Below are 14,365 nucleotides of genomic sequence, written 5' to 3'. Positions count from 1 at the left end.
TCATGCTGATGTCATGGATCTGAACGCTCACACCGCGCGGCTGCGCGAGGAACTGCTCGCCGCCGCGGCTCTCGGCGACGAGAAAACGCAGGCCACCGCCGCCGCACTGGCCGCAGCGGTGGAGAGCTCGCACCGGCTGGTGCTGCTGTCGGCGCTGTCGGAACTGGCCGCCGAGATCAGTACCGAGCTCGGTGACCGCACCGTGCACGTGCGTCTCGACGGCACCGACGTCGTAGCCGACGTGCGCAAGAACACGTCCGGCGACGACGCCGAACCCCCGACCTTCGAGGAGATGACCGGTGACATCAGCCGCGTCACCCTGCGTCTGGTCGAACAGCTCAAGTCCCGCGCCGAGGAAGCCGCCCAGCAGAACGGACAGTCATTGAACTCGTGGCTCTCGGGTGCGGTCACCGGCGCGTTGCGCGATCAGATGCGCGGACAGAAGTGGTGACGCGCACCCGGTCATAACAGCGGGGCCAGGTCGCCGCGTTCGCCTATCACCACCTCGTCGAGTTCGAGCCAGTCCGCCATCTCCCGCAGCGCGCCGCGAAGGGCGTGCGCGGTCTCGGCGGTGGCGTGGCCGGGTTCGGCGAACGCGGCGGGCGCGAGCAGCCGCCCGGTCGCGCGTTCGGCGCGCAGGTCTACCCGGCCGACGAGCTTGCCGTCCAGCAGGAACGGGAAGACGTAATACCCGTGCACCCGTTGGGGTTCGGGTGTGTAGATCTCGATGCGGTAGTGGAAGTCGAATACACGCTGCGTGCGCGGCCGGAAGAAGATGAGCGGGTCGAACGGGCACAGCAGGGCCGCACCGGTGATCCGGCGCGGGATACTCGCCTCCGGGTGCAGGTAGGCCGGTGCGTCCCACCCGTCGACATCGACGGGCACGAGTTCGCCGGCGTCGACGAGTTCGGCGATGGCCGGGGCGCTCTGGCGGCGGTGCAGCCGGTAGTAGTCGCGCAGGTCGGGTTCGGTGGCGATGCCGAGCGCCCGGCTCGCGCGGCGCACCAGTTCCCGCACCGCGTCGGCTTCGGCGATCTCACGCTCACGGATGTCGGCGGGGACGACGCGCTCGGTGAGGTCGTAGTGACGGGTGAACCCGACCCGGCGCGCGGTGGACAACTCGCCTGCCGCGAACAGCTGTTCGCAGATCAGTTTGGTGTCGCTGAGATTCCACCAGGTGCCCTTGGGTCGCGGCTTGTCGAGTTCGAGATGCCGTTCGATTTCGCGGGCGCTGGCCGCACCGACCTCGGTCACCACGTCGAGGATGTCCTTGCCGAGCGTCGGGTTGCGTTCGGCCGCCTTCCGCATGCCCGCCCACCGGCCGTGTTCGTATTCGGCCATGCGCCACCGCATCAACGGCCAGTCGGCGACAGGGATGAGCGCGGCCTCGTGTGCCCAGTACTCGACGAGACCGCGCCTGGCGCGTGGGCTGTCGCTCCAGGCGGCGCCGTCGAGCAGGGTGCGGTCGTAGGGGCCGATGCGACTGAACACCGGCGCGTAGTGGGCGCGTACCACCGCCGAGACCGAATCCAGTTGCAGCAGGCGGGTTCTGGCCACCACATCGAGAATCGCCCGCCGTTTGGGGTTGGCCGGGCGGCGTTTGCCGAAACCCTGGGCGGCCAGCGCGATCCGCCGGGCCGCCGCCGCATTCATCCGCTGCATGCCACCACCCTGGCACAGGGGTACGACAGGTTCCGGTCAGGTGGAAACCCGCACGTCACCGGCGGTATCGATCTCGGTGCGCCGGTCACCGTCGGGTCCGGTGGCCAGCACCGTCGCCACCCAGCGCCTGCCGATGGGCAGCACCCGCACGGTGACGGTGCCCGCCCGGGCCGCGTCCAGTGCCTCGACGGCGGCCTCGATCACGTTGCGCCGCACCCATTCCGGGACACCGCGGAAGCCACCGTCGTCGAGGAGTGTCACCTCCACTCCGCGCGCCCGGGCGCCCCGGGCGGCGGCGCTGAGGCGTTCGGTGACCAGTTCGGGGGCGCGCAACCCGTCGCGCAGTTCGGCTTCGAGCAGCCTGCACTGTTCGCGTTCGTCGTCGGTGAGTTCGCGGCCCTCGGCGATGCGGGTCAGGATGGGGCCCGCCACCTGGTCCAGCCGGACCAGCTGACGGTCCCGCTCGGCGGTCGCCGCGTGCAGGGCCGCCTCGGTGGCGGCGCGCAGATTCGCCTGCGATCCCAGCTCGCGCAGCGAGCGCTGGGTGGGCCGCACGATGGCCATGAACACCGTCACCGCGCCGACGGTCGCGATCGGGGTCAGCGCGCGCACCACGGTTTCCGCGTGCCAGTCGGTGAACACCCCGAGTGTCATGAGCACCGAGGCGGCCGCGGTCACGCCGAGCCAGGCCGCACCGACCCGCCCGCGCAGGACGAGCATGGCCAGCAGGTACGAAGTGGGATAGGCCGTCCACAGCTGATTCGAGAAGCCCGAGGGGTTCTGCACCCACGGCACGGTCAGCGCCATCGCCATCGGTCCGGCGGCCGCGACGAACACCGTGGGCGGCCAGGGCAGCGGATCCATCGGGAACACCAGCACCACCAGCGCGGCCGCCGCCATCAGCAGCAGCGCGGCCGTGGCGGGCAGTAGGGGGGCGATGCCGAAGTTCACCCGCAGGTGCATCACGATGGTCGCTTCGAAGATGACGACGAACAGCCAGGCGGTGCCGTCGCTGAGGCCGAACAGGTCGCGCATCCCGAACGGCAGGTCGCGCTCAGCCATCGCTGGCCCACACCAGGGTGACCACGGTGCCCGCGCCGGGCGCGGACTCGACGAACGCCGCGCCGCCCGCGAGGGTGCGCATGCGGCCGAGGATGCTGCCGGTGATGCCCATCCGGTCGGCCGGGACGCGAGCCGGGTCGAAGCCGACGCCGTCGTCGGTGAGCACCACCCGGATGCCGCCGGTCGCGATGGTCACCGACAAGCCACGCCGGACGGTGCGACCGGGTGCACCCGCATGGCGCAAGCTGTTGCGCACCGCCTCCATCAGTGCCGCGCCGAGTACCCGCGCCGATTCCACCGGCAGCCGCAGGTCGGCACCGCGTGAGGAAACCTGAACGGGCAGTTCGGGATCCACTTCACGCACCGCGTCGCGCAGGAACTCGACCGTGGCGGCGGCGTCGAAGTGGTCGATCTCGGGGGCGTTGCGCGACTGTTCGAGCTGTTCGAGGGTGCGCGCGGCCTGGCGGCGCAGCACCGGCGTCGACCCGGCACTGCGTGAGGCCTCGAGCAGAGTCGACAGCACCGCGTCGTGGATGAGTGCGGCGAAGCGGGCGCCTTCGCGTTCGCGGGCGGTGGTCGCCGCGACCGTCGCGGCGCGCACCCGCTGCCGGATGGCCTCCCGGTCGACGCGTTCGGCGGCGGCCCGCGCGTACACCACGCACCACAGGAACAGCGCGGCCACCCCGAGCGCCCGGGTGATGTCACCGACCAGCGTCCACATCGAACTGCCCGGGATCACCAGCACATTCGATATCGCGGCCACCGTCGCCAGCAGCGCGACGAAGACCGCAGCCACCCGCCGTGGCCATGCCAGACCGGCCGCCAGCGCACCGACGGCCAGGCCCCGGTAGGGCCAGGACGCGAACGAGCCGATGTAGGTCACCGAGTACAGCAGCGGCGTCACCGCCGCCGCCGCGAGATAGACCACCGCGGCGGCCCCGGCCGCACGCCGGATGGCGCGCACCGGGCCGCGCGCCGACACGATCGCCAGCACCGCGAACAGCACATAGGCCGACACGAGGTGGATCTCGGGCCAGCGGGCGAGGTAGACCGGTTGCACCAGCACCGCGGGCAATTCGAGCATCATCACGATCAGCGCGCCGATCCCGATGACCACTCCGAGCCTGCGCAGGATCTGATCGGTCGCCGCGTGCGACAGGTCGATCTCGGCGACAGGTGCGGGCGCGGCGGCGACCGCGGTGCTCACGTGCGCTGCTGCCTCTCCGGCACGGGCAGCCACCCGTCCTCGACGGCCCGTTTGTACAGGTCGGTCTTGGTGGGCGCGGGCCTGCCCGCGTCGGCGTATTTCTGCCGGATGCGGCCGAGGTAGTCGTTGACGGTCTGTTCCGACAGCCCCGTCAGGCGGGCCACGCGCGAGGCCTTCTCGCCCGAGGCGTAGAGCATGAGCACTTCCTCCTGGCGCGGGCTCAGACCCACGTCGGACAGCTGCGGGTCGCCGTCGATGGCGGCGGCCCAGTCGGTGGTGACCACCTGTTCGCCGGAGGCGGCGCGGCGCACGGCGTCGACCACGGTGGCCGCGCCCTCGGATTTGCGCAGCACGCCGAGCACGCCCGCCTTGGCGGCCGAGCGGACGAGGAAGGCGTTGTCGGCGCCGGTGAACACCAGCACCTCGATGCCGCGCTCGCGCAGCGCGGTGACGTTGTCCTCGGGGCTCGATCCGTCGGGCAGGCGCAGGTCGAGCACCACCAGGTCCAGGTCGTCGGCGTCGGCGAGCAAGCCCGCGACGGTCTCGGCGGTGGCGACCAGTTCCAGGTCTGGTTCGGGGCCGAGCATGGCGGCCAACCCGATCGCCACCGATTCGTGGTCCTCGACCAACCCGATCCGTCGCACCGTCTGCACCTCGGTCACCGACCACTCCCCATCTCGAACACCCATCCGCGGCCAGCCCGCAACACGTCGGGTCGAGTTCTACCGTATCGCCGGCGCGGATGTCAGCCACCAGAATTCGGGGCGAACCCCACTTACCCCATCAGACCTGCGGCGATGGTGGCCCCGAGCTCCCAGCAACGCTCCAGTTCGGCCTTGCCCGGCGGCCCCGACACCACCACCGGCGCGGCCGCCCGCGTCCACCCCAGCCCGGTGGTGATCCGCTCGACGCTCGCCTCGGCCCCCTCGGTGCCCTCGTTGCCGTGCAGGTACAGCCCGTAGGGCCGACCGCGGGTGGAGTCGAGGCACGGGTAGTAGATGGTGTCGAAGGCGTGCTTGAGGGCGCCGCTCATGTAGCCGAGGTTGGCCGGGGTGCCGAGCAGGTAGCCGTCGGCCTCCAGCACGTCGACGGCGGTGACGGCCAGCGCGGCTCGGCGCACCACTTCCACGCCCTCGATCTCCGGGTCGGTGGCACCGGACAGGACCGCTTCGAACATCGCCTGCGTGTGCGGCGATGGGGTGTGGTGGACGATCAGCAACCGGGCCATGAGCTACTTTCCGTCGCGTTCCAGTTTCTCGAGTGCCACCGCACGGCGCATGGTTTCGCGAGCACGGGTGCGGTCACCGGCATAGTCGTAGGCGCGAGCCAGGCGGTAGGAGCTGCGCCAGTTGTCCGGATCGGCCTCCCACTCGGCCTTGATCTCGGCGAACAGGGCATCGGCCGCGTCGCGTTCGATGCGGCCGGACGGGCGGCGCGCCAGCTGCGAGGTGTCGACCTCGCGGCCCTCCTCGTGGATGCGCCGGGCCAGGCGCTGATGATCGAGGGCGGCCCGCAAGGTGGTCCACACGATCCATACGCCGACGATCGGCAACAAGAGCATGCCGATGCCGATGGCGATGCCCGCCGGCTTGCCGTCGGCGATGTAGGCGATGGCAAGGCCACCGAGGCGGACGAAGTAGAACACCAGCGCCAGCACCAGGAAGGCAACGAGCGCAACGGTTTTCACGACCTGACGGTTCGGCTCGGCCTGGGTCACCGGATCGGCGCTCACAAGTCGAGGAACGGGTCGAGCCCGACGGTCAGGCCCGGTCGTCCGGCGATCTCACGAACCCCGAGCAGCACGCCGGGGGCGAAGGAGCTGCGGTCGATGGAGTCGTGGCGGATGGTCAGCGTCTCGCCCTGGGTGCCGAAGAGCACTTCCTGGTGGGCCACGAGCCCGGCCAGGCGCACCGAGTGCACGCGCACCCCGTCGACATCGGCGCCGCGCGCACCCTCGAGTTCGGCCGTCGTCGCATCGGGACTGCGCCCGACCCCGGCTTCGTCGCGGGCGGCGGCGATGAGCGCGGCGGTGCGGTAGGCGGTGCCCGAGGGCGCGTCGGCCTTGTTCGGGTGGTGCAGTTCGATGACCTCGACCGACTCGAAGAACCGCGCCGCCTGCTCGGCGAACCGCATCGACAGCACCGCCCCGATGGCGAAGTTCGGCGCGATCAGCACCCCGACCTCGGGACGCTGCGCCAACCACCCGCGCACCTCGGCCAACCGCGACTCGTCGAAGCCGGTGGTGCCGACCACGGCGTGGATGCCGTTCTCGATCAGGAACTTCAGGTTGCCCATCACCACATCGGGATGGGTGAAGTCGACGACGACCTGGGTGCCGGTCTCGGTGAACGCCTCCAGCGCGTCACCCTTGTCGACCTGGGCCACCAGCTCCAGATCGGCCGCCGCCTCCGCCGCCGCGCAGATGGCCTGCCCGACCTTGCCGCGTGCTCCGAGCACTCCGACCCGAATGGTCACCGCATCTCCTCGTCGTCGTTTCCGCTTGTCCGCAAGCCTATCGAGCAGGCACCGGCCGGGGACGCCGAGGTCAGCCGAAGACGATCACCTGCCGCAGCGCGGCGCCCGCGGCGAGTTCGTCCATGGCCTCGTTCACCGCGTCGAGTCCGATGCGCGCCGATACGAGCCGTTCCAGCGGCAGTTTCCCGGCGCGCCACATCCGCACGTACTCGGGGATGTCGCGGGCGGGCACGGCCGAGCCCAGATAGCTGCCGATGATGGTTCGGCCCTGGGCGACCAGTGCTAGCGGGGAGATCGTGGCGGTGGCATCGGGAGCGGGCAGCCCGACCGTCACCGTGACGCCACCGGGAGCCGTCGCGGCGACGGCGGTTTCGAAGGCACGGACATTGCCCGCCGCCTCGATCACCACGTCGGCGTTCACCCCCTTGTCGACGATCTCGGCGGGAGTGAAGGCGGCGGTGGCGCCGAATTCTCTTGCCAGCGCCAGCTTTTCGGGCACGGTGTCGACGGCGATCACCTCGCCGAGACCGAGCGACACCGCGACCAGCACCGCCGCCATCCCGACGCCACCGAGGCCGACCACCATGATCCGGTCTCCCGCACCAGGTTTCGCGGCGTTGAGCAGCGCGCCGCCGCCGGTGAGTACCGCGCAGCCCAGGACCGCGGCCACCTCCGGTGGCACGTCGTCGTCGACCGGGACCACCGACCGCCGATCCACCACCGCGTGCGTGGCGAATCCGGATACCCCCAGGTGATGGTGCACATCCTCACCGTCGCGACGCAGCCGCCGCCCACCACCGAGCAGCTCACCCGCGTTGTTGGCCACACTGCCGGGCCCGCAGGGTGTGCGGCCGTTGCTGGCACAGCCCGCGCAGTCGCCGCAGCGGGGCAGGAACGTCATCACCACGCGCTGCCCCACCCTCACATCGTCGACACCGGCGCCGATCGCTTCGACGATGCCCGCCGCCTCGTGGCCGAGCAGCATCGGCACCGGGCGCACCCGGTTGCCGTCGACCACCGACAGGTCCGAATGGCACAACCCGGCCGCCTCGATCCGCACCAGCAACTCGCCGTCACCCGGCTCGGCCAGCTCCAGTTCGCACACGGTGATCGGCCGCGACTGCGCGAACGGCGCCGGATCGGCGACGCGTTCGAGAACGGCTCCACGAATCCTCATGGCGCGAACCTACCGCGCCATCGGCATTGCCGGACCCGGGATTCGGCGTTAATCTCGTTTCCGGTGACGGTGCTCCTGTCGGCCGCCTTGTACCGAGCCCAGGGTCGGCGCCGTCACGAACCAAGGAGAAATCCCCTGTCAGTACAGTTCAATCACACCATTGTCGGATGTCGGGACAATAGGGAAACCGCCGAATTCTGGGCGGACATCCTCGGGTTGGACATAGGAAAAGAGTGGGGTCCGTTCATTCCCATCCCGCTCGACAACGGTGTCACGTTCGATTTCGCGAAGGTGCCGCCGTTCGTTTCCGAGATCCAGCCGCAGCACTACGCGTTCCTGGTCTCCGAAGCCGAGTTCGACGCGGCCTATGCCAAGATCCAGCGCTACAAGCTGGACCATTGGGCCGATCCGCAGCAGCACGGCGTCAACGAGATCAATCACAACGACGGGGGCCGAGGCGTGTACTTCCTCGACCCCAACGGCCATTTCCTGGAACTGATCACCGTGCCCTACGGCGGTTGGCCCACATAAATGCCCGACCCCGTCCGGCCGTTCAACCCCGGCCGGACGGGGTGCTCCTCAGCCTTTCGCCCGGCTGCCGCGCAGCCCGAGCAGGGCGGCCAGCACACAGGCCACGGCGACGATCGCGATGAACCACGGGAATACCGTCGCGATTCCCCAGGTGGTCGCCGCCCAGCCCGCCGCGAGCGTCGGCAAAGCCATTGCCGAATAGGCGAGCAGGTAATAGGCCGACATCGTTTCTCCGCGCCGATGCGGCGGCACCACTTCCGACAGATGGCGCAGCGAACCACCGAAGCCCAGCCCGAACGTCGCGCCGAGCACCAGCCCCGCGATCAGCACGGCAGCCGGTTGCCTGGTGGCCAGCGCCGGAATCGTGGCAAGCAACGCGGCGGCCATCCCGAGGTCACCGATGATCGCGGCCTTACGCGCCGGAATGCGGGTGGCGAACAGTTGCGCGAGCGCGCCGGCCAGGGCGGTCGAGGCCACCACCGCCCCACCGAACACCAGGTTGTGCACGCCGGTTTTCGCGGCTGCCAGCGACGGATACAGCGACAGCAGCACACCGAGCACCGACCAGGCGGCCATCACCCCGATCGCGGAGAACCAGAAATCTGCCCTGATCTCCTGGGGCACAGCGGGTTTGGCGATCGTGATGCGACCCTTCACGCGCGCGACGTGCGGTTCGCGCAACGCGAGGATCCCGGCCGCGGCGGCCAGGCAGATCACCGCGATCACCACGTACGGCGTGCGCAGCGGCGACGGCGCGTACTGGGCGAGCACAGCGGTGCCGAGCACCGCGATCGCGATGCCCACATTGAACGCCACCCCGCTGAGCTGACCGGACCGCGCGCCCCGCTCGGGTCGCAGATCCAGCAGCGCGGCGGCACCCGCCACCACGGTTGCCCCGACCGCCGCGCCGTGCAGGGCTCGCGCCAGCAGCAGCATCGGCACCGAGTCGGCGAGCAGGAAGGCCAGCAGCCCGAGGATCATGGTGGCGAACGCGCCGACGATCACCGGCTTGCGCCCGACCACGTCGGAGACGCGACCCGACACCAGCACCGCGCCGAGCGCGGCCACCGCGTACACGGCGAAGACCATCGTCGTGGTGAACGGCGACAGGTGCCATTCGGTTTCGTAGATTCCGTACAGCGGGGCGGGCGCCCCGGAGACACCGAGTGCCACGCCGGTGGCGGCGAGGACCAGCCCGTAGGCCCACCGCTGACCGGTTTCGGTCGGCACCATCGTTGTCGCTGCCATCGCAGCCCCCATCAGGTGAGTTTGATAACCATCGAACGAACCCGACCCTACGCCGGGTATGATGACTATCAAACCCGGGAGTGAGGTAGATCATCATGACGCAGGCTAAAGATCTCCCCGCGGCGCCCACCCTGCCCGTGGCGGAGCTGCCCGCCGTACTCGGCGCGCTGCACGATCCCGTGCGCCTGGAAATGGTGCGCCGCCTGAGCAACGCGGGCGGCCCGCTGCGCTGCTCGGCGCTCTACGACGCGATCAACAAGTCCACCGCGACGCACCACTTCAAGATCCTGCGCGAAGCGGGTCTCATCGAGCGCCTCACCCTCGACGGGCAGACCTATCAGCGCCTGCGCACCGAAGACGTCGAATCGGCGGTCCCTGGATTGCTCCCCGCGGTCGTCGCCGCCGCCAACAGCGCTGCCGACGACTGACGAGCGGCGGTCCTGCCCACGCGCCTAACGGTCACGGAGCGCCGGAGCCGACACCTGCTGCGCGCGGCCCTGCGGACCGGTTGCCGCTGTCACCGGGTCGGGGTCACGGCCGGTACCCCCGTGACAGTCGGGGGTACGACCAGAGTCGGAACCCGCAGGGTCGGGATCGTCGGGAACTCGCGCGGTGAGATCGTCGGTGGTGCGGGCACATTCACGAACTCACGCCCGCGCACCTCACCGTCGACGATTTCGCCGCCACCCCACCACACAGCCGCACCCGACCCGGCCAGCAGGGCGCACACGATCGCCGCGATCACGGGCAGCCTGCGGTATCCCGCTCGATCGCGCCAGATCCCGATTCCGGCTTCCAGGACGAGGGCGAACAACACCGCACCGACCACGGCGAGAAACGCACCGAATACGGCAGGCTGACGAGCGAATCCGCGTGCGAGACCGGCGACGACGACCAGCGGCACCACGCAGATGCCGAGCACCATGATCTGCATGGCCGCGAAGTCGAAGCCGTCTTCGGGATCGGGGTCGTCGCGGCCCGGCCGCAACCACGCCGTATACAGCAGCAGATGCGCGAGCGCGGCCCCGAGCGCGCCGAGCACCAGCAGCCAGCTCCCGATCCGGATGAATGCCACGTACTCCGACCGCATCGCCACCGCGCCGAGTACGACACCGAACGCCGAGCCGACCACCACGAGCAGCGCCAACACCACGCGCGGTCGCAGTACGCGAGTCCGCAGATAACCGGGTGGCAGTTGTTTGCGCAGCTTGTGGAACACACCGAACCAGGCGAGCGGAATCGCCGCGAGCAGCACCGGCGACACGATTCGGAGCAGTACCGTCGGTGCCCACATCGCCACGGCCGCATAGCAACCCGCGAAGAACCACACCCACGCGGCGAGTCGCATCAGCGCTCGCCAGTGCACTTCGGCGAGCAACCTTGTGGCTTTGCTGTCGGTCGGCGCCTGCGCGAGGACACCGCGCAGCGTCGCCACCGCCGACCGCCTGCCGCCTTCGACGCCGCCGAACTCGAGCTGCGCCTGCATGCGGAGCAGGTCTGTGTGGGTCGGGTCGAGCAGGAGTCCCGCGCCGACATGGCGCCGGATCCCGTCGAAGTCGCCGAGACGCTGGTAGATCTCGGCGGCGGAGCAGTGCACACCGGCGTCGTCGGGCGCGAGTTCGACGGCCTCGCCGACGAGCACGGCGGCCCGGTCGCTGTCGCCGGCCGGTCCGAAGGCGATCATCCACGCCGCGAGCAACAGCGACGCGGGTTCGTGGGGCAGCAACCGCAGGACGGTCTCGCTGTGCTCGCGCGCCCGCCCCCACTCCCCCAGCATCGCCGCGCACATGGCGGCCAGCATCTGCGCTTCGGGCAGTTCCGGGTAGGCACCGATGGCGCGCCCCGCCCACCGCAACGCCTCTTGTGGATCGTCGAGCGCGAAGGCCGTATTTCCCAGCGCCACAAGCAATTCCGGGTCGTCCGGCGCCTGCGCCAGCACAGCCCCCAGAATCTCCCGAGCCTCCTCGGCCCGTCCGATCTCCAAAGCCACTCGCGCCCGCTCGAGCGCCGCCTGCACCGGCACGATTTCCCTCCCCCTGGATTCCTCGGGCGCACACTACCGTTGCTACGGCAGTCAGCACGACCGGCCTGCCCACTGTTGGCGGCAGTCGAGACTCACGCCAGGGCGCCGCGCTCGCCGCTGAGTTCGGCCAACTCGACCAGCACGTCCGGGTCGTCGTGCGCATGCGTCAGGGCCGTCCCCAGCATCCGGCGCGCCTTCTCGACGCGTCCGATCCGCCTGGCGGCACGCGCGCGTGCGAGCGCCCCCTCCACCGTCACAACCGTTCCCTGCCCGTCGACGTCGTACCGCTGTCGGTGATCGGTACGTCGCAGGCGAACCGCTCGGCGACCGGCGTCCACCGCGCACAACGTTACGGTGCGACCACGACAGTTCGCTCCCGCATCGCCACCGGAGTTACAACGGGCTCACCAGTCGGGTCTCATAGGCGTAGATCGCCGCCTGGGTCCGGTCGCGCAATTGCAGTTTGTCCAGTATCCGGCCGACATGCGTTTTCACCGTCTGCTCGGAAATGACCATCTCCCCGGCGATTTCGGCATTCGACAAGCCCCGCGCGATGAGTACCAGCACCTCGGTCTCCCGCGCGGTGAGCCCGGCCGCCTTCTCCGCCGACCGAACCGACTGCCCCTGCCGGGCGAACTCGGACAGCAGGCGCCGGGTGACCGAAGGAGCGAGCAGCGCCTCACCGGTGGCGACCACGCGTACCGCCTCACCGAGCGAACGGGCCGAGGATTCCTTCAGCAGGAACCCCGAGGCGCCCGCGCGCAGCGCCGAGTACACGTAGGCGTCGAGGTCGAAGGTGGTCAGCACGATCACCTTGGCAGGCCCGGCGGCGGTGATGCGGCGGGTGGCCTCGATCCCGTCGCACACCGGCATCCGCACGTCCATCAGCACCACATCGGGGGCCAGCCGCTCGGTCTCACGCACCGCCTGCTCGCCGTCGGCGACCTGGCCGACGACGTCGATATCCGGCTGGGAGTCCAGCAGCACGCTCAATCCCTCGCGCACCAGCTCCTGGTCGTCGGCGATCAGCACCCGGATGTTCGCCTTCGCCGCATCGTGCGCGTGATAGTGATTGTCCGACAACGGAATTCGCCCCTCTGTGCGGACGGCGCGGTAGGCGCCGAACCGATCCGAACCACCCTGCGACATCAGCGTAATGGCCACCGCGCGAACGCACCGGGCAGCGCCGCATCCCTCTCGAGGACTACCCGCGCAGTTGGCTCCCGGGATGGATGTGGCCGAAATGCCTGCTCAATACGCTCGAAAGCATGATCCAAGCACGTAACTTGACCAAGTTCTACGGCAGGACTCGCGCCATCGACAACCTGAGCTTCACCGTCGAACCAGGTCGGGTCACGGGGTTCCTCGGCCCCAACGGTTCGGGCAAGTCGACCGCGATGCGCTGCATACTCGGACTCGACACGCCCACCTCCGGTACGGCGACGGTGCTCGGCCAGGACTACCGCGACCTACGATTCCCGCTGCACACCGTCGGCGCCCTGCTCGATGCGAGCGATGTGCTCGGATCACGCACCGCCGCTTATCATCTGGCTTTCCTCGCGGCGAGCAACGGCATCCCACGCACGCGGGTCGACGAGGTGCTCGAGCGGGTCGGGCTCGCCGACGTGGCCGGGATGCGGGTGAAAGGCTTCTCGCTCGGCATGCGCCAGCGCCTCGGCGTGGCGGCCGCCCTGCTCGGCGACCCCGCCGTGCTGATCCTCGACGAACCCGTCAACGGTTTGGACACCGAGGGCATCCGCTGGATCCGCCAGACCCTGCGGGCCATGGCCGACGAGGGCCGCACGGTGCTGCTGTCGAGCCACATGATGAGCGAGACCGAACTGGTCGCCGATCACCTGCTGGTGATCAGCCGGGGCAAGATCGTCGCCGACGAGCCGACCGCCGACTTCGTCGCCAATGCCGAACCACGGGTGCGCGTGCGCGGGGAAGAGCTGACCCGGCTGGCCGCCGTGCTCGGCGACCGCATCGAGATCCGGGGCGACACCGGCACCGTGCGCGGGGTGACCGCGCGCGAGATCTGGCGCCTCGCGGCCACCCACGACATCGTCCTCGACGAGCTGACGCCGGTCACCGCGTCGGTCGAAGAGGTCTTCACCCGGCTGGTCTCCGGTCGGCACACCTTCCAGGACAGCGAAACACTGCAGGAGTCGGCATGAGTACCACGATCGTGACCAGCACCACCGCCACCCCGAACCGCTCGGCGCCGCCCTGGGAGGTGATGCGGTACCAGGTGATCTCGGAGCTGATCAAGATCCGGTCGTCGAGGGCGCTGTTCCTGCTGCCCATCCTGGCGCTGCTGATCGGCCCGGTGTCGGCGGCACTGGTCGGCCTGTCCGACAGCCTGGAGACCACCGACACCGTGATCGGCGGCGCCTTCACCGCCATGACCCTGCCCATCGCGCTCATCGGCGCCTGGGGTGCGCTGGTCACCTCCACCGAGTACACCTCGGGGACCATCCGCTCGGTCCTGGCGGCGACACCGCAACGCGATGTCGTGTTCGGGGCGAAGATGCTTACCGCCGCCGCGGTGAGCACGACCCTGGGCATCGCGGCCACCACGCTCACCTATCTGGTCGGCGTCTTCGCCATCGACAGCTCGAAATACGCCGCGGGTGACGCGTTCCCGGGCTTGCTCGGCATCGTCTGCGTGTTCCCGGCGGTGGCCCTGTTCGGGGCAGCGCTCGGCATCCTGATGCGCAGCTCGGCCGGGGCGGTCGCCGCTGCCGCCGCGCACGTGGTGCTGCCCGAGGCGGCGTCGGCGACGGCGTTCGGCGAGCTGCACAAGCTGGCGACCCTGCAGGCACCCAGTGCCGTGGTCGGCAAGCTCTCCCAAAGTGCCGACGCCTCGGCCGAACTCATCGGCGCGCTCGGCGGCTGGCCCCGGCTGGCGATCGTGACAACCGTGACACTCGGGGTGTCGGCCCTCGCCCGCCGCGCCCTGCTCCGAAGGGATGTCTGA

17 protein-coding genes are annotated in these 14,365 nt (G+C 70.0%); 5 read left to right on the top strand and 12 right to left on the bottom strand.

Translation table 11 applies throughout. The features are described 5' to 3' along the window. Window positions 1-13: 13 nt before the first annotated feature. A complete protein-coding gene (locus tag NI2_RS19670; protein WP_067492704.1) occupies window positions 14-451 on the top strand; it encodes a hypothetical protein in 438 nt (145 codons plus the stop codon). 11 nt (window positions 452-462) lie between these two features. On the opposite strand, the gene NI2_RS19665 is transcribed toward NI2_RS19670, so the two are convergent. The 8 genes from NI2_RS19665 to NI2_RS19630 all read right to left on the bottom strand — a co-directional run bounded on the left by NI2_RS19665 (window position 463) and on the right by NI2_RS19630 (window position 7,583). After that, window positions 463-1,662 carry a winged helix-turn-helix domain-containing protein gene (locus tag NI2_RS19665; protein ID WP_067492701.1) on the bottom strand — a complete coding sequence of 400 codons (1,200 nt, stop codon included), beginning with the start codon at window positions 1,660-1,662 and terminating at the stop codon, window positions 463-465. 36 nt (window positions 1,663-1,698) lie between these two features. Continuing rightward, on the bottom strand, window positions 1,699-2,724 hold the full coding sequence (locus NI2_RS19660; RefSeq protein ID WP_067492695.1) for a DUF8320 family protein: 1,026 nt from the start codon (window positions 2,722-2,724) through the stop codon (window positions 1,699-1,701). Further along, window positions 2,717-3,931, bottom strand: coding sequence for a sensor histidine kinase (locus NI2_RS19655; RefSeq protein WP_067492693.1), 1,215 nt, complete (start codon window positions 3,929-3,931; stop codon window positions 2,717-2,719). Before NI2_RS19655 ends, NI2_RS19660 begins: the two co-directional genes overlap by 8 nt. Beyond that, window positions 3,928-4,620 carry a response regulator transcription factor gene (locus NI2_RS19650; RefSeq protein ID WP_067492691.1) on the bottom strand — a complete coding sequence of 231 codons (693 nt, stop codon included), beginning with the start codon at window positions 4,618-4,620 and terminating at the stop codon, window positions 3,928-3,930. Before NI2_RS19650 ends, NI2_RS19655 begins: the two co-directional genes overlap by 4 nt. An 86-nt stretch (window positions 4,621-4,706) precedes the next feature. Next, the gene (locus NI2_RS19645; RefSeq protein ID WP_067492689.1) at window positions 4,707-5,159 is read right to left on the bottom strand and encodes a flavodoxin family protein; all 453 of its coding nucleotides are present in this window, start codon (window positions 5,157-5,159) and stop codon (window positions 4,707-4,709) included. 3 nt (window positions 5,160-5,162) lie between these two features. Next, window positions 5,163-5,663, bottom strand: coding sequence for a hypothetical protein (locus NI2_RS19640; RefSeq protein WP_243749691.1), 501 nt, complete (start codon window positions 5,661-5,663; stop codon window positions 5,163-5,165). Continuing rightward, complete coding sequence (gene dapB / locus NI2_RS19635) at window positions 5,660-6,406, bottom strand: 4-hydroxy-tetrahydrodipicolinate reductase (protein WP_067492687.1); 747 nt, start codon at window positions 6,404-6,406, stop codon at window positions 5,660-5,662. The genes NI2_RS19640 and dapB overlap by 4 nt, the downstream gene beginning before the upstream one ends. Window positions 6,407-6,476: 70 nt before the next feature. Further along, window positions 6,477-7,583, bottom strand: a complete 1,107-nt coding sequence (locus tag NI2_RS19630; RefSeq protein WP_067492685.1) for a zinc-binding dehydrogenase — start codon at window positions 7,581-7,583, stop codon at window positions 6,477-6,479. A gap of 135 nt (window positions 7,584-7,718) precedes the next feature. Between NI2_RS19630 and NI2_RS19625 the strand changes: the two genes are divergently transcribed. Then, window positions 7,719-8,114 carry a VOC family protein gene (locus NI2_RS19625; protein WP_067492972.1) on the top strand — a complete coding sequence of 132 codons (396 nt, stop codon included), beginning with the start codon at window positions 7,719-7,721 and terminating at the stop codon, window positions 8,112-8,114. Window positions 8,115-8,162: 48 nt separating this feature from the next. Here the strand turns inward: NI2_RS19625 and NI2_RS19620 are convergent, their stop codons facing one another. After that, window positions 8,163-9,362, bottom strand: a complete 1,200-nt coding sequence (locus NI2_RS19620) for an MFS transporter (RefSeq protein ID WP_067492683.1) — start codon at window positions 9,360-9,362, stop codon at window positions 8,163-8,165. A 95-nt stretch (window positions 9,363-9,457) separates the two neighbouring features. On the opposite strand from NI2_RS19620, the gene NI2_RS19615 reads away from it, so the two are divergent. Further along, window positions 9,458-9,790 carry an ArsR/SmtB family transcription factor gene (locus tag NI2_RS19615; protein ID WP_067492681.1) on the top strand — a complete coding sequence of 111 codons (333 nt, stop codon included), beginning with the start codon at window positions 9,458-9,460 and terminating at the stop codon, window positions 9,788-9,790. Between the two features lie 89 nt (window positions 9,791-9,879). Here NI2_RS19615 and NI2_RS19610 read toward each other — a convergent pair whose 3' ends face one another. The 3 genes from NI2_RS19610 to NI2_RS19600 form a co-directional block, all read right to left on the bottom strand. Next, window positions 9,880-11,385: a tetratricopeptide repeat protein gene (locus NI2_RS19610; protein WP_133733789.1), complete on the bottom strand. Its 1,506-nt coding sequence runs from the start codon at window positions 11,383-11,385 to the stop codon at window positions 9,880-9,882. Between the two features lie 92 nt (window positions 11,386-11,477). Then, entirely contained in the window at window positions 11,478-11,723 is a 246-nt protein-coding gene (locus tag NI2_RS19605) for a tetratricopeptide repeat protein (protein WP_067492677.1), read from the bottom strand. A 55-nt stretch (window positions 11,724-11,778) separates the two neighbouring features. Continuing rightward, the gene (locus NI2_RS19600; protein ID WP_243749692.1) at window positions 11,779-12,549 is read right to left on the bottom strand and encodes a response regulator; all 771 of its coding nucleotides are present in this window, start codon (window positions 12,547-12,549) and stop codon (window positions 11,779-11,781) included. A gap of 104 nt (window positions 12,550-12,653) precedes the next feature. Between NI2_RS19600 and NI2_RS19595 the strand changes: the two genes are divergently transcribed. Both NI2_RS19595 and NI2_RS19590 read left to right on the top strand, forming a co-directional pair. After that, entirely contained in the window at window positions 12,654-13,562 is a 909-nt protein-coding gene (locus NI2_RS19595; protein ID WP_067492967.1) for an ATP-binding cassette domain-containing protein, read from the top strand. After that, on the top strand, window positions 13,559-14,365 hold the full coding sequence (locus NI2_RS19590; RefSeq protein WP_067492675.1) for an ABC transporter permease: 807 nt from the start codon (window positions 13,559-13,561) through the stop codon (window positions 14,363-14,365). The genes NI2_RS19595 and NI2_RS19590 overlap by 4 nt, the downstream gene beginning before the upstream one ends.

It is taken from the genome of Nocardia ignorata NBRC 108230 (assembly GCF_001612905.1).
GTDB classification, from domain to species: Bacteria; Actinomycetota; Actinomycetes; order Mycobacteriales; family Mycobacteriaceae; genus Nocardia; species Nocardia ignorata.
This window is presented reverse-complemented; position numbering and strand designations above follow the sequence as displayed.